At 68.1% G+C, this 15105-nt stretch carries 14 protein-coding genes; 8 read left to right on the forward strand and 6 right to left on the reverse strand.

Annotated elements, in window-relative coordinates; genetic code table 11:
* Positions 1-3: 3 nt before the first annotated feature.
* The 5 genes from G335_RS0105660 to ppa all read right to left on the reverse strand — a co-directional run bounded on the left by G335_RS0105660 (position 4) and on the right by ppa (position 5644).
* Positions 4-1017 (reverse strand): septal ring lytic transglycosylase RlpA family protein, encoded by a 1014-nt coding sequence (locus tag G335_RS0105660; RefSeq protein WP_081623048.1) that lies wholly within the window; start codon positions 1015-1017, stop codon positions 4-6.
* Positions 974-2005: a lytic murein transglycosylase B gene (gene mltB / locus G335_RS0105665; RefSeq protein WP_018176126.1), complete on the reverse strand. Its 1032-nt coding sequence runs from the start codon at positions 2003-2005 to the stop codon at positions 974-976. The genes G335_RS0105660 and mltB overlap by 44 nt, the downstream gene beginning before the upstream one ends.
* On the reverse strand, positions 2002-3120 hold the full coding sequence (gene rodA, locus G335_RS0105670; protein WP_018168122.1) for a rod shape-determining protein RodA: 1119 nt from the start codon (positions 3118-3120) through the stop codon (positions 2002-2004). The genes mltB and rodA overlap by 4 nt, the downstream gene beginning before the upstream one ends.
* On the reverse strand, positions 3117-4994 hold the full coding sequence (gene mrdA / locus G335_RS0105675; protein WP_018168121.1) for a penicillin-binding protein 2: 1878 nt from the start codon (positions 4992-4994) through the stop codon (positions 3117-3119). The genes rodA and mrdA overlap by 4 nt, the downstream gene beginning before the upstream one ends.
* A 113-nt stretch (positions 4995-5107) precedes the next feature.
* Entirely contained in the window at positions 5108-5644 is a 537-nt protein-coding gene (gene ppa, locus G335_RS0105680; protein WP_018144089.1) for an inorganic diphosphatase, read from the reverse strand.
* A gap of 240 nt (positions 5645-5884) precedes the next feature.
* On the opposite strand from ppa, the gene G335_RS0105685 reads away from it, so the two are divergent.
* Genes G335_RS0105685 through G335_RS0105720 form a run of 8 tightly spaced genes read left to right on the forward strand, consistent with a single transcriptional unit; the run spans position 5885 to position 14374 of the window.
* Positions 5885-6526 (forward strand): adenylate kinase, encoded by a 642-nt coding sequence (locus G335_RS0105685; RefSeq protein WP_018144090.1) that lies wholly within the window; start codon positions 5885-5887, stop codon positions 6524-6526.
* Positions 6527-6533: 7 nt separating this feature from the next.
* Positions 6534-8813: an LPS-assembly protein LptD gene (locus G335_RS0105690; protein WP_018176127.1), complete on the forward strand. Its 2280-nt coding sequence runs from the start codon at positions 6534-6536 to the stop codon at positions 8811-8813.
* Positions 8797-10239 carry a peptidylprolyl isomerase gene (locus tag G335_RS0105695; protein WP_018176128.1) on the forward strand — a complete coding sequence of 481 codons (1443 nt, stop codon included), beginning with the start codon at positions 8797-8799 and terminating at the stop codon, positions 10237-10239. The genes G335_RS0105690 and G335_RS0105695 overlap by 17 nt, the downstream gene beginning before the upstream one ends.
* A complete protein-coding gene (gene pdxA / locus G335_RS0105700; protein WP_018176129.1) occupies positions 10205-11263 on the forward strand; it encodes a 4-hydroxythreonine-4-phosphate dehydrogenase PdxA in 1059 nt (352 codons plus the stop codon). The genes G335_RS0105695 and pdxA overlap by 35 nt, the downstream gene beginning before the upstream one ends.
* On the forward strand, positions 11260-12063 hold the full coding sequence (rsmA, locus tag G335_RS0105705) for a 16S rRNA (adenine(1518)-N(6)/adenine(1519)-N(6))-dimethyltransferase RsmA (protein ID WP_018176130.1): 804 nt from the start codon (positions 11260-11262) through the stop codon (positions 12061-12063). The genes pdxA and rsmA overlap by 4 nt, the downstream gene beginning before the upstream one ends.
* 34 nt (positions 12064-12097) lie before the next feature.
* Positions 12098-13075 carry an ROK family protein gene (locus G335_RS0105710; protein WP_018176131.1) on the forward strand — a complete coding sequence of 326 codons (978 nt, stop codon included), beginning with the start codon at positions 12098-12100 and terminating at the stop codon, positions 13073-13075.
* A 58-nt stretch (positions 13076-13133) separates the two neighbouring features.
* Positions 13134-13532 (forward strand): Co2+/Mg2+ efflux protein ApaG, encoded by a 399-nt coding sequence (gene apaG / locus G335_RS0105715; RefSeq protein WP_018144096.1) that lies wholly within the window; start codon positions 13134-13136, stop codon positions 13530-13532.
* A gap of 8 nt (positions 13533-13540) precedes the next feature.
* Positions 13541-14374, forward strand: a complete 834-nt coding sequence (locus G335_RS0105720) for a symmetrical bis(5'-nucleosyl)-tetraphosphatase (RefSeq protein ID WP_018176132.1) — start codon at positions 13541-13543, stop codon at positions 14372-14374.
* Between the two features lie 264 nt (positions 14375-14638).
* On the opposite strand, the gene G335_RS14340 is transcribed toward G335_RS0105720, so the two are convergent.
* Positions 14639-14911 (reverse strand): hypothetical protein, encoded by a 273-nt coding sequence (locus G335_RS14340; protein ID WP_081623049.1) that lies wholly within the window; start codon positions 14909-14911, stop codon positions 14639-14641.
* Positions 14912-15105: the final 194 nt, after the last annotated feature.

Genomic DNA, 15105 nt, shown 5'->3' on the forward strand with positions numbered 1-15105 from the left:
CCTTTACTGGGCGTTCTCGACCACGCGGTAATCAACGTGCGCCGCACCCTGCAGGCGATCCGTGATCGCACGGACCGCATCGCCATCCTCCAGCGGGCCAATCCGCACGCGATGGAGTTCCGCACCGCTGTCCCGCCCCAGGGTGGAGATACGAACCGGGTCGAAACCCAGGGCGCGCAGATCTTCGCGCACCCGTTCGGCGGACTGGCGCTCGGAAAACGCCCCGACCTGGACAAAACGCCCGCCCCCGGCGCCCTCGCCGCTGGACCCGGCGGCGGGCACCCCGGAGTCTGCTGTCTCCGGTACCGGTTCGGGGGCTCGCTCGCCCCCCCGTTCCGGCGAGGTCACGGCAGCCACGTCGACGACGGACCCCGCGGCCGGCGCGGCCGCAACTCGGTCGTCGGACTCGGTATCACCCGGCCCCACCGAGCGCACACGCACCCGAGCCACACCGGCATCGGTCATGTCGATGCGATGGGCCGCAGCGTAGGAAAGGTCGATGATGCGCCCATCCACAAATGGCCCGCGATCATTCACCCGCACCACCACCTGCTTGTTGTTCTCCAGGTTGGTGACTTCGACATAGCTTGGCAGCGGCAGAGACTTGTGTGCCGCCGTCATCGCATACATGTCATAGGGCTCGCCGCTGGACGTACGCCGGCCGTGGAATTTTGTGCCGTACCAGGAGGCAATGCCCTCTTCCTCGAAGCCGTCACTGGTCCGCAGGGTGCGATAACGCTGCCCGAACACCTCGTATTCCGACGGGTTGCCATAGCGGCTGGGCGGCTCGTTGCGCGGCTCCGGTTCCGGGATCAGGGCCAGGTCCTGCGGCACGTCGGCCGCATCGGGGTAACTGTCATAGGCGGCGTCACCCAGCGGGCGCGGGTCGCGCTCCGGGGTACCGGAACAGCCAGCCAGCGCCAGCAACACAAACCCCAGCAGGAGCGCCCCGGGCGCAGGCCCGGAGGCCGGACTAGTCGGCCAGTGCCTCGGCAAGTTGGTGCACGGCCATCGCATACAGCGGGCTCCGGTTATAGCGGGTAATCACGTAGAAGTTCGGATATCCAAGGTAGTACTCGTAACCGTCATCACCCTCGAGACGAATGAAGGAATACTCGCCATCCTCGTCCACGGCCTCGTCGGGATAAATGCCGTGCTCGGCCAGTTCGTCGAGACCGAAGCGGGCCTGATAGTTGCGACTGCTCAGGGCCTCGTGGGCATCCCCCTCGACCCGCGCCTTCGCCACCACCGGCTCGCCATGGTTCCAGTGGTGCTCGCGAAAGTAGTTGGCCACCGAGCCGATCGCGTCCGGCCAGGAGTTCAACAGGTCACGCTGACCGGAGCCGTCGAAGTCCACCGCGTAGTGGCGGTAGCTGGACGAGATGAACTGACCGCGCCCCATGGCCCCGGCGTAGGATCCGCGCGTCTCGCGCGGATCCAGGCCTTCCTCGTCCACCAGGGTCAGGAATTCACCCAGCTCGCGGCGGAAGAAATCCGACCGCGGCGGGTAGTCGAAGCCCAGGGTCACCAGGGCATCGAACACGCGGAAGCCGCCAGTGTTGCGGCCATAGTAGGTCTCGACCCCGATAATGGAGGCGATGATCTTCGGCTCCACACTAAAGCGATCCTCGGCGCGCTTGAGCCAGCGGCCGTGTTCTTCCATGAAGTCGCGACCGCGCTCGATGCGCTCGTCGGTGATGAAGATCGGACGATAGTCCTTCCACGGCCGCGCCTCGGCCGGGCTGGAGATCAGGTCGAGGATGCGCTGCTGGGGGTCGGCGGCGGCAAACATCGCCTCCAGCGCCTCGCGGTCGCGGCCGGCCTCCACCTGTTCGTCGATGAACGCCTGCACCTCGTCGCGCTCGAGATACGGCGGATCGCCGGCACGGAATTCGCTTTCGGCCGCGACCGGGAGGGACACGGCCGCCAGGGACAGGACCAGCCCCGTCCATAACAGGGTCGGGCGGACAATGCGGGCCCACACGGGGCGCAAGTTCAGGCTCATCGATTCACCAGGCGTTTCTGGGAGGCTATGCTCATGAGAATACCGAAGGCGACCATAAGGGTCACCAGCGAAGTACCCCCGTAACTGACGAGGGGCAGCGGCACGCCGACCACCGGCAACAGGCCGGTCACCATGCCGATATTGACCACCATGTAGACCGCAAAGGTCAGGCTGATACTCCCGCCCAGCAACCGGGCGTAGCGATCCTGTGCCAGCGCGGCGATCCAGAGCCCGCGCGCAACAATCGCAAAATACAGCAGCAGCAACAGCGCGACACCGATAAAGCCGAATTCCTCGGCGTAGACCGCAAAAATGAAGTCGGTGGAACGCTCGGGCAGAAACTCCAGTTGCGACTGGGTCCCGTTCAGCCAGCCCTTGCCATACAGCCCGCCGGACCCGATGGCGATCTTCGACTGGATGATGTGATAACCGGCGCCCAGAGGATCGGACTCCGGGTTGAACAGCGTCAGCACCCGCTGGCGCTGATAATCCAGCATCTGCGACCACAGGATCGGGATGGCGGCGGCCGCCGTGACCCCAAGCCCAACGAACCAGCGCCAGCCCAGCCCCGCAAGGAAGATCACCAGGAACCCGGCGGCTCCGACCAGCATCGAGGTGCCCAGGTCCGGTTGCTGCATGATCAGATAGACCGGCGCCAGGATCAGCGCCGCGGTCACCACCAGGTCTCGGAAGCGCGGACGACCATCCCGCTGGGACAGGTACCAGGCCACCATCATCGGCACCGCGAGCTTCATGATCTCCGAAGGCTGGAAGCGCATGAAGCCGAGATCCAGCCAGCGCTGCGCGCCCTTGCCAACATCCCCGACCCACATCACCGCCAGCAACAGCAGGACACCGGCTACAAAGAGCCATGGCGAGATCGCGCGCAGGGCATGCATGGACACCTGGGCGACCAGCAGCATGGCGACCACCCCCAGGCCGATCCGCATGACCTGTCGCTCCAGGGCGACCACGCTCTCGCCGGTGGCGCTGAACAGTATCGCCAGCCCCAGCAGCAGCAGGATGGACAGCAGCACCAGCAGCACGCTGTCCAGGCGCAGGCTGCGCAGCGCCCACTGACTAACGGACATCTCGCGGCCGGTCACGCTGATCATTCGTCCTCCGGGACATCGATCGTCATGCCCGCCCCCTCCAGCAGATAGGCATCCATCACCTCGCGGGCCACCGGCGCCGCCACCCGGCCACCGGAACCGCCGTGCTCCACCAGCACCGCCACCGCGATGCGCGGATCCTCGGCCGGGGCATATCCGACGAACAGGGCATGGTCCCACAGGCGCCGTGCCAGTTCCTCCTCGTCGTATTCCTCGTCCTCGCCCAGGCTGAACACCTGCGAGGTACCGGTCTTGCCGGCGATGGTGTACTCCGGCCGGGTACTGCCGACGCTACCCCAGGCGGTGCCATGACGCGCGTTCACGGCCTCCACCAGCGAGCCATGGATGGCGTCCCAGTGTTTCTCGTCGACCGTTACCGGATCCCGCAGCAGGGGTAAGCGATATTCGGGTTCGCCCACTCCGTTGTCCATGGCGCGCAGCAAGTGCGGCTGATAGCGCTCGCCACGGGCCGCAAGGGCCGCAGTGAAGTCGGCCATCTGCAGGGGGGTCGACAGCATGTAGCCCTGACCGATCGCGGTGATCAGGGTCTCGCCGGGAAACCACACCTGGTCATGCGTGGCCCGCTTCCAGTTGCGGCTGGGCAGGATGCCCGGGCGCTCCCCGGTGGAATCGATCCCGGTCCGCTGCCCGATCCCGAAGGCCCCCAGAATCGGGACCATGCGGTCGATCCCCATGGTGTGGGCCAGGTCGTAGAAATAGACGTCCGACGACACCGCGATGGCGCGCGACATGTCCACGCGACCATGCCCCTCGCGACGCCAGTCGCGATAGCGCCGCTCATGCCCCGGGAGCTGGAAATACCCGCGGGCGAACATCTCGCGCTCGGCGGTGGTCACCTCTTCGTCCAGGGCCGCCAGACCCACCAGCGGCTTGATCGTCGAACCCGGCGGGTACTGGCCACTCAGGGCGCGGTTGAACAGAGGCCGGCGATAGTCGTCACGCACCGCGGCAAAGTCGGCCTGCGAGATCCCGTGGACGAACGACTCGGGATCAAAACCGGGGGCGCTGACCAGCGCAAGCACCTCGCCATTATTCGGATCCACGGCCACGATGGCCCCGTCCCGCCCGGCCAACGCCCGATAGGCCGCCTGCTGCAGGTTGACGTCCAGGGTCAGGGTCAGGTCCGTGCCCGGTTGCGGCGGGGTCACCGAGAGTTCGCGGATCACGCGCCCCTGGGCGTTCACCTCCACCTGGCGATAGCCCGGCCGCCCGTGCAGCAGATCCTCGTAGTAGCGCTCGACGCCGCTCTTGCCGATATGCGAAGTGCCGGCATAGGCACGCCCGTCGACCCGCTGCAGGTCCTGCTGATTGATGCGCCCGACATAGCCGACCGCATGCGAGAACTTGGACCCCAGCGGATAGAACCGCAGCGGCCGCGCCTCGATCTCCACCCCGGGCAGCTCGTGGCGCGAAACCGCAATCCGCGCCACCGTCTCGTCGTCCAGGCCGGCCTTCAGCAACACCGGCTGGAACGGCCGCCGCTGACGCACCCCGCGCTGGAACCGCTCGACGTCCGCCTCGCTTAGCTCCACGTAACCGCGCAGGCGAGCGAGCAGGGAATCGAGATCGCCGGCCTGCTCGACCGTGACCTCCAGCTGATAGGAGGCGCGATTGCCCGCCAGAAGCACGCCATTGCGGTCGCGGATCACCCCTCGAGTGGGGGCAATCGGTTCCACCCGCAGGCGGTTGTTCTCCGAGAGCGTGGTGAAGTGCGTGTGCGCACCGACCTGCAGGCCCGAAAGCCGCCAGCCCAGTGCCAGCAGAATGACCCCCAGGATCACCAGCGCCAGCAGGATGCGCACGGCAAAGCGTTCGCGGTCCTGCTGTTCCTCGCCGTAGGCGTCGCGTTCCGCCATTTCAGGGGGTCACGGGGCCGTGATCCCCGCTGACCACCGCCCACGCAAAGACCGGACCGCCCCAAGGGGGCGGCCCGGCGCTGGCCTCTCGCTGCATACAGCGGGTGGCGACGTCAGATCTTGCTCTTCTGGAAACGCTTGTAGCTGGCAACAATCTCCGCCTTGGCCGCCTCGGCGTCCGCCCAGCCCTCGACCTTGACCCACTTGCCCTTCTCCAGCTCCTTGTAGTGCTCGAAGAAATGCTTGATCGAGTCCAGCAGTTCCTGACCCACGTCCTCCGGCCCCTGATACTTTTCGTACTGCGGATGCAGTTTGGTCACCGGCACGGCCAGGATCTTGGCGTCCACACCCGCCTCGTCGGTCATCTGCAACACGCCGATCGGACGCGAACGCACCACCGAACCCGGCATCAGCGGCACCGGGGTGACCACCAGCACATCCACCGGATCGCCGTCTTCCGACAGGGTGTGCGGAACAAACCCGTAGTTGCACGGATAGAACATCGCGACCGTCATGAAGCGATCAACCATCAGGGCCCCGCTGTCCTTGTCGATCTCGTATTTGACGGGCTGCCCGTGGGCGGGGATCTCGATCACGACGTTGACGTCATTGGGGAGATCCTTGCCGGCTTCGATCTGGTTCATGTCCATGCTTGCTTCCCAAAAAGTTTGTTTGGCTAGCCGGGCATTATACAGGGGACACGCACCTCAAGGGCACCCGGCCAGCGGCCCCAACGGTTGCGGGCAAGCACCTTCAGGCGGTATAAGACCGCGCTCGGGAAACGGTTTGCGTCTTCAGTGACCAGCCCCGTTTCGCCACCGCCATTCACCGTGCCGCCCCCGTTCCCGGCTAGTCCTGCGGTTCGGCGCGGCACCCGGCAGGAGTCAGCTATGCGTATCGTCCTGATGGGCGCCCCCGGTTCCGGCAAGGGCACCCAGGCCAAGAAGATGGTCGCCACCTTCGGCATCCCCCAGATCTCCACCGGCGACCTGCTGCGTGCCGCCGTCGCCGCCGAGACGGAACTCGGCAAGCAGGCCAAGAGCGCGATGGATGCCGGCCAGCTGGTCCCCGACGACCTGGTGCTGGGGCTGATCCGCGATCGCCTGCAGGAACCCGATGCGCAGAAGGGTTTCATCCTCGACGGCTTCCCGCGCAACGTCGCCCAGGCCGAGGCCCTGGATACCATGCTGGCCGACATCGAGTCGCCGCTCGACCGCGCGATCCAGATCGACGTCCCGTTCGAGGAACTCAAGCAGCGCCTGACCGGGCGTGTCTCCTGCGGCGACTGTGGCGCAGTGTTCAACACCCATACCTTCCCGCCACAAAAGGAAGGCGTGTGCGACCTGTGCGGCGGTGACCTGGTCCACCGCGCGGATGACAACGAAGAGACCGTGGTCAACCGCCTCAAGGTCTACGAGGAGCAGACCCAGCCGCTGATCGAGTACTACGACGGTCATGGCCTGCTCAAGCACATCAACGGCACCCGCGACATCGAGCTGATCTTCGACGAGATCCGCCAGCTGCTGTCCTGAATTCGGGATGAGCCGCCGGCCCGCCAGCTCCGCGCCTCGCCGTCACCCGATCGCGCGGCAGGTCGCGGTGAGCCTGGGCTTGGCGGCCGCCGGCCTGATCCCCGTAACCGTTCCCGCCGACGAACGCCCGTCGGGATGCGCGTTTGCCCCGGGGATCGAATGGCCCGAGCTGCGTACCCTCGAGGGCGGCCTGACCGAGATTGACGCCGATCACGTCCGCCGCGATGGCGAACGCATCTCGGCCACGGGCAACGTGCACCTGTTCGAGGCCGGGCGACGCCTGGATACCGACTTCCTCGAATACGATCGCGCCTCCGGCACTGCGCGCACCGAGGGCGACACCCGGCTGTTCGACGGCGACCTGCTGCTGCACACCGAGGGCGGCGAATATCGCCTGGACGCGGAGACCGGCGAGTTCCGCCGAATCGATTTCCTGGTGCAGTCCATCCCGGCACGCGGCAGCGCCGAACGCGGCGTTCAGCATGCCCCGCACCTCCACGACTTCGAGGACGCCGAATACACCACCTGCCCAGTGGGCAACGACTCCTGGTGGCTGCGCACCGGCGACCTGGAGCTGGACCGCGAAAGCGGCGTCGGCGTGGCCCGCAACGCGACGATCCGTTTCAAGGGCGTGCCCATCGCCTACACCCCGTACATCAACTTCCCGCTGGACGATCGCCGCAAGAGCGGCTTCCTGCTGCCCAGTGTGGGTACCGGCGGGCGCACCGGATTCGATCTCTCGACCCCCTGGTACTGGAACATCGCGCCCAACTACGACGCGACCTTCACCCCGCGCATTATGGAAGAACGCGGCGTGATGCTGGGCACCGAGTTCCGCTATCTGCAGCCCCGGCACAATGGCGTCCTCGACGTCCATTATCTGCCGGGTGACCGCGAGACCGGCGAAGATCGCCACTTCGCCCAGTGGCGCCACCAGACCCGGATTACCTCCAACCTGAACCTGCGCCTCGACGCCGCGGATGTGTCCGACCGCGAATACTTCTTCGATTTCGACCGATCCGATCGTTACACCGGTTCCACGCCTTACCTGCGTCGCTCCGCCGACCTGACCTGGAACCAGCCCGCCTATCGCCTGCGCACCCGTATCGAGGACTACCAGATCGTCGACCCCGATCTGAGCGACGCCGGCGAGCCCTACCAGCGCCTGCCGCAGATCACCCTGGAGGCCGGGGAATACCTGGGCCATGGCCTGTCCTGGGACCTCGACACCGAGCTGGTGCGCTTCGCGCGCAGTGAAACACAGTCCGCGCGCCCGCTGGGCACCCGCCTCGACCTGAACCCCGAGGTGCGCTGGCGCCATGACACCGGCGGCTTCTTCTTCGAACCCGCCGTCGGCATCCGTCACACCCGCTACGAGCTGGACCGCCGCGGCCAGGACGACCGTCCGGAATCGATCAGCCGCACCGTGCCGCGGGCCTCCATCGACACCGGACTGATCTTCGAGCGCCCAATCGCGGACGGGCGACGGCTGCAGACCCTGGAACCGCGCATCTTCTACGGCTATGTGCCCTTTCGTGACCAGAATGACATCCCGATCTTCGATACCGGCGAGGCCGACTTCAGCTTCGACAACCTGTTCAGCCTCGACCGCTTCGTCGGCGCCGACCGGGTGGGCGACACCCACCAGGTCACCACCGCCCTGACCACGCGGATCTTCGACCAGCAGACCGGGCGTGAACGCCTGAGCCTGTCCGCCGGTCAGATCCACTATCTGGAAGACCGCGAGGTCCGCCGTGCTCTCCCCAATACTCGTAGGGGCGAGCCGATGACTAATTCCCGATCAGACCTCGCCGTGGAGGGCCGCGTGCGCATCGGCGACGCCTGGGACGGCCGCGGGTCCATCCTCTACAATCAGGATGCCGGCGAGACCACCCTGGCGGCGGTCTCGGTCGGCTACAGCCCCCGCGAGCGCGCCCGGATCAACGTCGGTTACCGCCAGCGCGAAGACCGCCAGCGCGAGGCCGGCGCCCGTTCCATCGACCAGACCGATGTCTCCGTGATGTGGCCGGTCACCGAGCGCATCGACGCCATCGGGCGCTGGAACTACAGCCTCCAGGAGGAACGCGATCTCGAACTTCTGGCCGGGCTTCAGTATCGTAGTTGCTGCTATGGTGTCCGCGTGGTCGCACGCCGCGCGCTCTCCTTCGACGAGACCTACGACAACTCGATCTACTTCCAACTCACGCTGGACGGCCTGGCACGGTTCGATTCCGGCGTGGATTCGCTATTGCGCGAGGGCATTGCCGGATATGACGCACGTCCCTGAACAACGCCGCCGCGGCAAGGCCCGCGCCCTGCTGCCGCTGCTGGCCGCCCTGGTCTACGGCCTCGGCCTGCCGGCGATGGCCCAGACGACCGCGCCCGCGGCCGGCGACCTCTCGCAGGGCGCGGTCGAGGCCCCAGTCACCCCCGGGGCCGCCCGCGACAGCGGGGCCCCGGCCGCCCCCATCACCCCGGAGGGCGACCGCTTCACCGACCGCATCCTGGCCGTGGTGGGCGACGACGTGATCACCCAGCGCGAGCTGGTGGAACGCATGAACCTGATCGCCCAGCAGATGGTCGAGCGCGGCACTCGCCCGCCGGATCAGGACACCCTGGCCCGTCAGGTCATGGAGCGCCTGATCGTCGAGCGCGTGCAGCTGCAGGAGGCCGAGCGCGTCGGCATCAACATCGACGAGATGACCCTGAACCGCGCGATGGAGAACATCGCCCGCGAGAACCGCATGACCCTGCCGCAACTGCGTCAGGCCCTGATGCAGGACGGGGTGGACTTCAACGCCTTTCGCGAACAGATCCGCCACGAACTGACCGTGAACCAGCTGCAGCGCCGCCAGGTCGATCAGCGCATCCGCGTCTCCGACCCGGAGATTGCCGACCTGATCGCCTCCGAGAGCGGTGCGATCGACCGCGGCGTGCGCTATCGCATCGCGCAGATCATGGTCCCCCTGCCCCAGGGCGCCGATGCCAGCCAGATCGCCGAGGCACGCGAGAAGGCCGAAGCGCTGCGCCAGCGCGTGCGCGAGGGCGAGGACTTCGCCACCGTCGCGATCAGCGAGTCCCAAGGCCCTCAGGCCCTGGAAGGCGGCGACCTCGGCTGGCGCTCGGCCGGCGAAATCCCCGGCATGTTCGCCCGCGAAGCGGTGCTGATGCGCACAGGCGAGATCAGCGAGGTCCTGCGCTCGCCCGGCGGCTTCCACATCATGAAACTGCTGGACCGCGAGGGCGGCGACCAGACCCGCGTGCAGCAGACCCGCGTGCGCCACATCCTGATCAGCCCGGACCAGGTGCGCAGCGACGAGGACGCCCGCCGCCAGGCGCAGTCGCTATACAACCGCATCCGCGAGGGCGCGAGCTTCGAGGACCTGGCACGCGCCAACTCGGACGACCCCGGCTCGGCCGCCCAGGGCGGCGCCCTCGGCTGGGTCAGCCCGGGCGAACTGGTGCCCGGCTTCGAGGAGGCCATGGACGCCCTGGAACCGGGCGTGGTCAGCGAACCGGTGGAGAGCCAGTTCGGCTGGCACGTCATCGAGGTCCTGGAACGCCGCGAGGTCGACACCTCGCGCGAACAGATCCGGGCCCGTGCCCGCGAGATCCTGCAAAACCGCAAGCGCGAGGAAGAACTCGAGTTGTGGCTGCGCCGCCTGCGGGACGAGGCCTATGTCGAATACCGGGTCGACGGCTTCGGCTCCTGATCCGCGCGGGGCCCACGCGGTCCCGCGCCTGGCCCTGACCGCCGGCGACCCCGCCGGCATCGGGCCCGATCTCCTGATCGCCATGGCCCGGCAGCGCGGCCACGCGCAGCGCGTCGCCATCGCCGACCCGGACGTCCTCGAGGCCCGTGCCCGCCAGCTCGGCGAGTCCCTGCGCCTGATCCACTTCGACCCGGAACGCCCGCGCGCGGTCACCCCGGCCCACACCCTGGAGATCCTGCCCGTACCGGTGGCAACCCCGGTGGTCGCCGGCACCCTGGACCCGGCCAACGCCGAGCACGTGCTGGCGTTGCTGGCCACGGCCGCCGCCGGCTGCCTCGACGGCACCTTCGAGGCAATGGTCACCGGTCCGGTACACAAGGGCGTAATCAACCGCGCCGGGATCGCCTTCAGTGGTCACACCGAGTGGCTTGCCGAGCGCGCCGGCGCGCCGATGCCGGTGATGCTGCTGGCCACCGAGGGCCTGCGGGTCGCGCTGGTCACCACCCACCTGCCACTGCGCGCGGTCCCCGACGCCATCAGCGCAGACCGCCTGGAGGCCGTGACCCGCGTCCTACATCACGACCTGCAGCGCGACTTCGGTATCGCCGACCCGGTGATCGCCGTCTGCGGGCTGAACCCGCATGCCGGCGAGGATGGTGTCCTCGGACGCGAGGAGATCGAGATCATCACCCCCACCCTGGACCGCCTGCGGGAAGCCGGCATGCGTCTGCGCGGGCCACTCCCGGCCGACACCGCATTCACCCCGCGCGCCCTGCACGGCGTCGACGCCGTGCTCGCCATGTACCACGATCAAGGACTGCCGGTGCTCAAGCATGCCGGCTTCGGCAGCGCCATCAATGTCACCCTGGGCCTGCCCTTCATCCGCACCTCGGTGGACCACGGCACGGCACTGGATCTGGCCGGCACCGGGCGCGCCGAGGTCGGCAGCTTCCAGGCCGCCGAACGCCTGGCCGAAACCCTTGCGGCGCGAGCCGCCGCACGCCGGAGCACCCCCAGGGCATGACCCGAATCAAGACCTCGTCGCCGATCCGCAAGCGTTTCGGCCAGAACTTCCTCCACGATGCCGGCACCCTCGCGCGCATCGTCGCGGCGATCGCCCCGCAACCCGGCGATGCCGTGCTGGAGATCGGTCCTGGCCGTGGCGCCCTGACGGCCGCCCTGCTGGAGCGCCTGGAGCATCTGGTCGCGGTGGAGATCGACCGCGACCTGGCGGCCGGCCTGCGCGCCGGCTTCCCCCCAGAACGCCTGGACCTGCACGTGGGCGACGCCCTGCATATGCAGCTATCCGACCTCGGCGCGTTGCCCGAGCGGGGCTGGCGTGTGGTCGGCAATCTGCCCTATAACATCTCCACCCCGTTGATGTTCCACCTGCTGGATCAGGTCGGCGCCATCCGCGACATGCACTTCCTGCTGCAACGCGAGGTCGTGGAGCGCATGACTGCCGCCCCCGGCAGCAAGCGCTACGGGCGCCTGACGGTGATGCTGGCCGCCCGCGCCGAGGCGACCGCCCTGTTCACCGTGCCCCCCGGGGCCTTCCACCCCCCACCCAAGGTCTACTCCAGCGTCGTGCGCATCACGCCCCTGGCCGAACCGCGCGTCGCGCCGACGCTGTACCCAACCTTCGCGCGGGTGGTCAACCAGGCATTCTCCAGCCGCCGCAAGACCCTGCGCCGCGGTCTCTCCGGCCTGGCCGAGATCGCCGACCTCGAGGCCGCCGGCCTGGATCCGGGCGAGCGCCCGGAGAACATCGACATCACCGGCTTCGAAGCCCTGGCTCGACGCCTCCACCCCGCCACCCCCTGAACAGCCGGCGGCCGCGATCCGCTACCATGGGCCCATGGACCTGATCGTTGCCGATGTTGGCGGGACCAATACCCGCGTTGCCCGCGCCCACCGCGATGCGGACGGGTGGTCTTTGCACGAGGGCGAGCGCTACCGCAGCCGCGAACACCCCGACCTGGCCAGCATCCTCGAACGCTGGCGCACCGAGGTTGCGACAGTGGATACCTTTGCTGCCGCGGGTCTGGCGGTGGCCGGCCCCGTGCATCACGGCCGGGCGCGCGTCACGAACCTGCCCTGGCCAGCGCTGGACACCACCACGCTCGGGGAACACCTGGGGCTGCCCGTCACTCTGTTGAATGACTTTGCCGCCATCGGCGCGAGCCTCGACGCCCTGCAGCCACAGGACTACGAAACCCTGCAGGAAGGAACGCACGATCCCGCCGGCCTGCGCCTGGTCGCGGGCGCCGGTACCGGGCTCGGCACCTGTCTGGTGGGCCCGCCCGGCGCCGCCACCATCTTTCCCGGCGAGGGCGGCCACGCGCGCTTCTCGCCCAGCGGGGCGGAGGAGGCCGCACTGGGCGATTTCGTAGCCCGCGAACTGGGATACTGCACACGCGAGCATCTGCTCAGCGGTCGCGGAATCGCCCGTATCGGGCATTTCGAGCTCGACCGCCAGCCTGACCCGGAATTGGCGCAGGCCCTGGAGACTGCCGAACCCGCCGCGGCGATTGGCGAACTGGCGCTCGCCGGGCACCCCTCGGCTCAAGCCGTCATCGATCGCTTCGTCGGCATCTACGCCGGGCAACTGGCGGACATGGCCCTGACCGCACTCCCCACCGGGGGGGTCTTCCTGGCCGGTGGCATCGCCCCGCGCTGGCTCGAGACGTTCCGCGGACCACGCTTTCGTAGCACCTTCCGTAATCGCCCACCGATGACCCACTTGCTTGAGCAATTGCCCGTGGCCCTTATCATGCACCCCGAACCGGGCCTGCTCGGCGCTGCCGTTTACGCCAGCCGGTCCGTGAAACCCTGATGCCGGGCCTGCCCCGCGCACGGGCGTTTCCCGCTCACGAATCTGGAGCCGCAACCGCATGAACCAGCCCCAAGAGCACGACACCGAAGCCCACACCATCGAGATCGAGGTCTCCACTGCCTATGTGGAAGACCAGTCGGAACCCGATGACGACCGCTATGTCTTCGCCTATCACGTGGTGATCCGCAACGCGGGGGCGCTGACCGTGCAACTGCTCAACCGCCACTGGATCATCCGCGATGGCCGCGACCAGACGCAGGAGGTACGCGGCGAGGGCGTGATCGGGGAACAGCCCAGCATCGAGCCCGGTGACAGTTTCGAGTACACCAGTGGCACGGTGATCGAGACCCCGGTAGGCACCATGGAAGGCAGCTACGGCATGCGCGACGAACGCGGCAACACCTTCGACGCGCCGATCCCGCCGTTCACGCTATCCGTCCCGCGCACGCTGCACTAGGCGGCCCGATGGCACTGTACGTCGTCGGCGACCTCCAGGGCTGCCTGGACCCGCTGGAACGCCTGCTGGAGCAGGTGCGCTTCGACCCGGCGGCCGACCATCTATGGCTGGTCGGCGACCTGGTCAACCGTGGCCCGGACTCGCTCGGCTGCCTGCGCCGGGTCCGGGCGCTGGGGGATGCCGCGACCGCGGTACTGGGCAACCACGACCTGCACCTGCTGGCCACCGCGGAAGGCGTGCGCCCCCCCGGCGGCAAGGACACCCTGCGCCCGGTGCTGGACGCCCCGGACGCCGCCGACCTGCTGGACTGGCTGGCGCGGCGCCCGCTACTGCATTCCGACACGGCCAGCGGCTGGACGCTGGTGCATGCGGGCCTCCCGCCGGCCTGGGACCCGGACACAGCGCAGACCGAGGCACGGCGCGTGGAGGCCGATCTACGCGACCCCGCCCGCCGTCAGGCGCTGTTCGAGGTCATGTACTGCGATGAACCGACACTGTGGAGCCCCGATCTCGACGGCTACGACCGCTCCCGCTACACCATCAACGCCTTCACCCGCATGCGCTACATCACCTCCGATGGGGCGCTGGAATTCGCCGGCAATGGCCCGCCGGAAGAGGCCCCATCCGGCCTCACCCCCTGGTTCCAGGTACCCGGCCGCGCGGCCGCCGGCCACCCGATCGCGTTCGGCCACTGGGCCGCCCTCGGACATCGCGTCGGACCGGACTGGCTGGCCCTGGACAGCGGCTGCGTCTGGGGCAACCGCATGACCCTCGCCCGCCTCGACAACACGGACGGCGATCCCGCCCGCGTGACCACCTGGCAGACACCCTGCCCCGCCTGACCCGGCCGCTACCGCGCAGCACCTTCCAGGCACCCGCCTACCATCCGGCCGCATATGCCATGTTGTGGCTGGCCATGGTTCATCGCTCGGTGTTTACGGTGGCTTCGGTCCGCATACTGCCGTGCGCTGTCTCGCCAGCGCGCCGCGAGGTACTTTCTTGCTTGCCCAAGAAAGTACCCAAAGAAGGGCACCCGGATTCCGCCCGGGAACCTTGCTCCAGGGCCCTCGGACCGGCGGCGCTGAACTCGCTACGCTGCGCTTCGCTCAGACATCCAGCGCCCCATGTCTATTCTTAACTGGCCGGCCCGAGAACCCTTCCGCAAGGGGCTCCATACGGGAGGCGAAGGTCAAAACCGACGGTATCCGGTAGGGTGCGGTTGAGCGCAGCGAAACGCACCGTTCCCCACGTCGTGCGAAACCCTGATGCGATTCGCTGCGCTCATCACATCCTACGCCCCCCGGCGCCCGCTTCGCGGGCGCGACACGCAACGGCCACAGGCCGAGCGTGCCGAAGATGTCCAAAGACCTAGCCATCATCCACTGGCAAGAACGCTGCGATCGCCGTTGGTTGGACCTGCCTCCCCGTTGTCGTCGCGCCGAGTGGAGAGGCTTTTCGCGGGACGATTCTAAATAGACACGGGGCGCTGGATGTCTGAGCGGAGCCGAAGGCGCAGCGAGTTCAGCGCCGCCCGCGAAAAGCCTCGGAGCGAGGGAAACCCCGGCCCGCGCAG

Source organism: Thioalkalivibrio sp. AKL8, assembly GCF_000380525.1.
Lineage (GTDB): Bacteria > Pseudomonadota > Gammaproteobacteria > Ectothiorhodospirales > Ectothiorhodospiraceae > Thioalkalivibrio > Thioalkalivibrio versutus.

What these genes read in the sequence shown, in the direction of transcription:
- G335_RS0105720 (WP_018176132.1), top strand. Translation starts at nt 13,541, where the DNA reads ATGGCACTGTACGTCGTCGGCGACCTCCAGGGCTGCCTGGACCCGCTG.
- ppa (WP_018144089.1), bottom strand. Translation starts at nt 5,644, where the DNA reads ATGGACATGAACCAGATCGAAGCCGGCAAGGATCTCCCCAATGACGTC.
- G335_RS0105685 (WP_018144090.1), top strand. Translation starts at nt 5,885, where the DNA reads ATGCGTATCGTCCTGATGGGCGCCCCCGGTTCCGGCAAGGGCACCCAG.
- mrdA (WP_018168121.1), bottom strand. Translation starts at nt 4,994, where the DNA reads ATGGCGGAACGCGACGCCTACGGCGAGGAACAGCAGGACCGCGAACGC.
- rodA (WP_018168122.1), bottom strand. Translation starts at nt 3,120, where the DNA reads ATGATCAGCGTGACCGGCCGCGAGATGTCCGTTAGTCAGTGGGCGCTG.
- G335_RS0105710 (WP_018176131.1), top strand. Translation starts at nt 12,098, where the DNA reads ATGGACCTGATCGTTGCCGATGTTGGCGGGACCAATACCCGCGTTGCC.
- rsmA (WP_018176130.1), top strand. Translation starts at nt 11,260, where the DNA reads ATGACCCGAATCAAGACCTCGTCGCCGATCCGCAAGCGTTTCGGCCAG.
- G335_RS0105660 (WP_081623048.1), bottom strand. Translation starts at nt 1,017, where the DNA reads ATGCGATGGCCGTGCACCAACTTGCCGAGGCACTGGCCGACTAGTCCG.
- G335_RS14340 (WP_081623049.1), bottom strand. Translation starts at nt 14,911, where the DNA reads ATGATGGCTAGGTCTTTGGACATCTTCGGCACGCTCGGCCTGTGGCCG.
- pdxA (WP_018176129.1), top strand. Translation starts at nt 10,205, where the DNA reads ATGTCGAATACCGGGTCGACGGCTTCGGCTCCTGATCCGCGCGGGGCC.
- mltB (WP_018176126.1), bottom strand. Translation starts at nt 2,005, where the DNA reads ATGAGCCTGAACTTGCGCCCCGTGTGGGCCCGCATTGTCCGCCCGACC.
- apaG (WP_018144096.1), top strand. Translation starts at nt 13,134, where the DNA reads ATGAACCAGCCCCAAGAGCACGACACCGAAGCCCACACCATCGAGATC.
- G335_RS0105690 (WP_018176127.1), top strand. Translation starts at nt 6,534, where the DNA reads ATGAGCCGCCGGCCCGCCAGCTCCGCGCCTCGCCGTCACCCGATCGCG.
- G335_RS0105695 (WP_018176128.1), top strand. Translation starts at nt 8,797, where the DNA reads ATGACGCACGTCCCTGAACAACGCCGCCGCGGCAAGGCCCGCGCCCTG.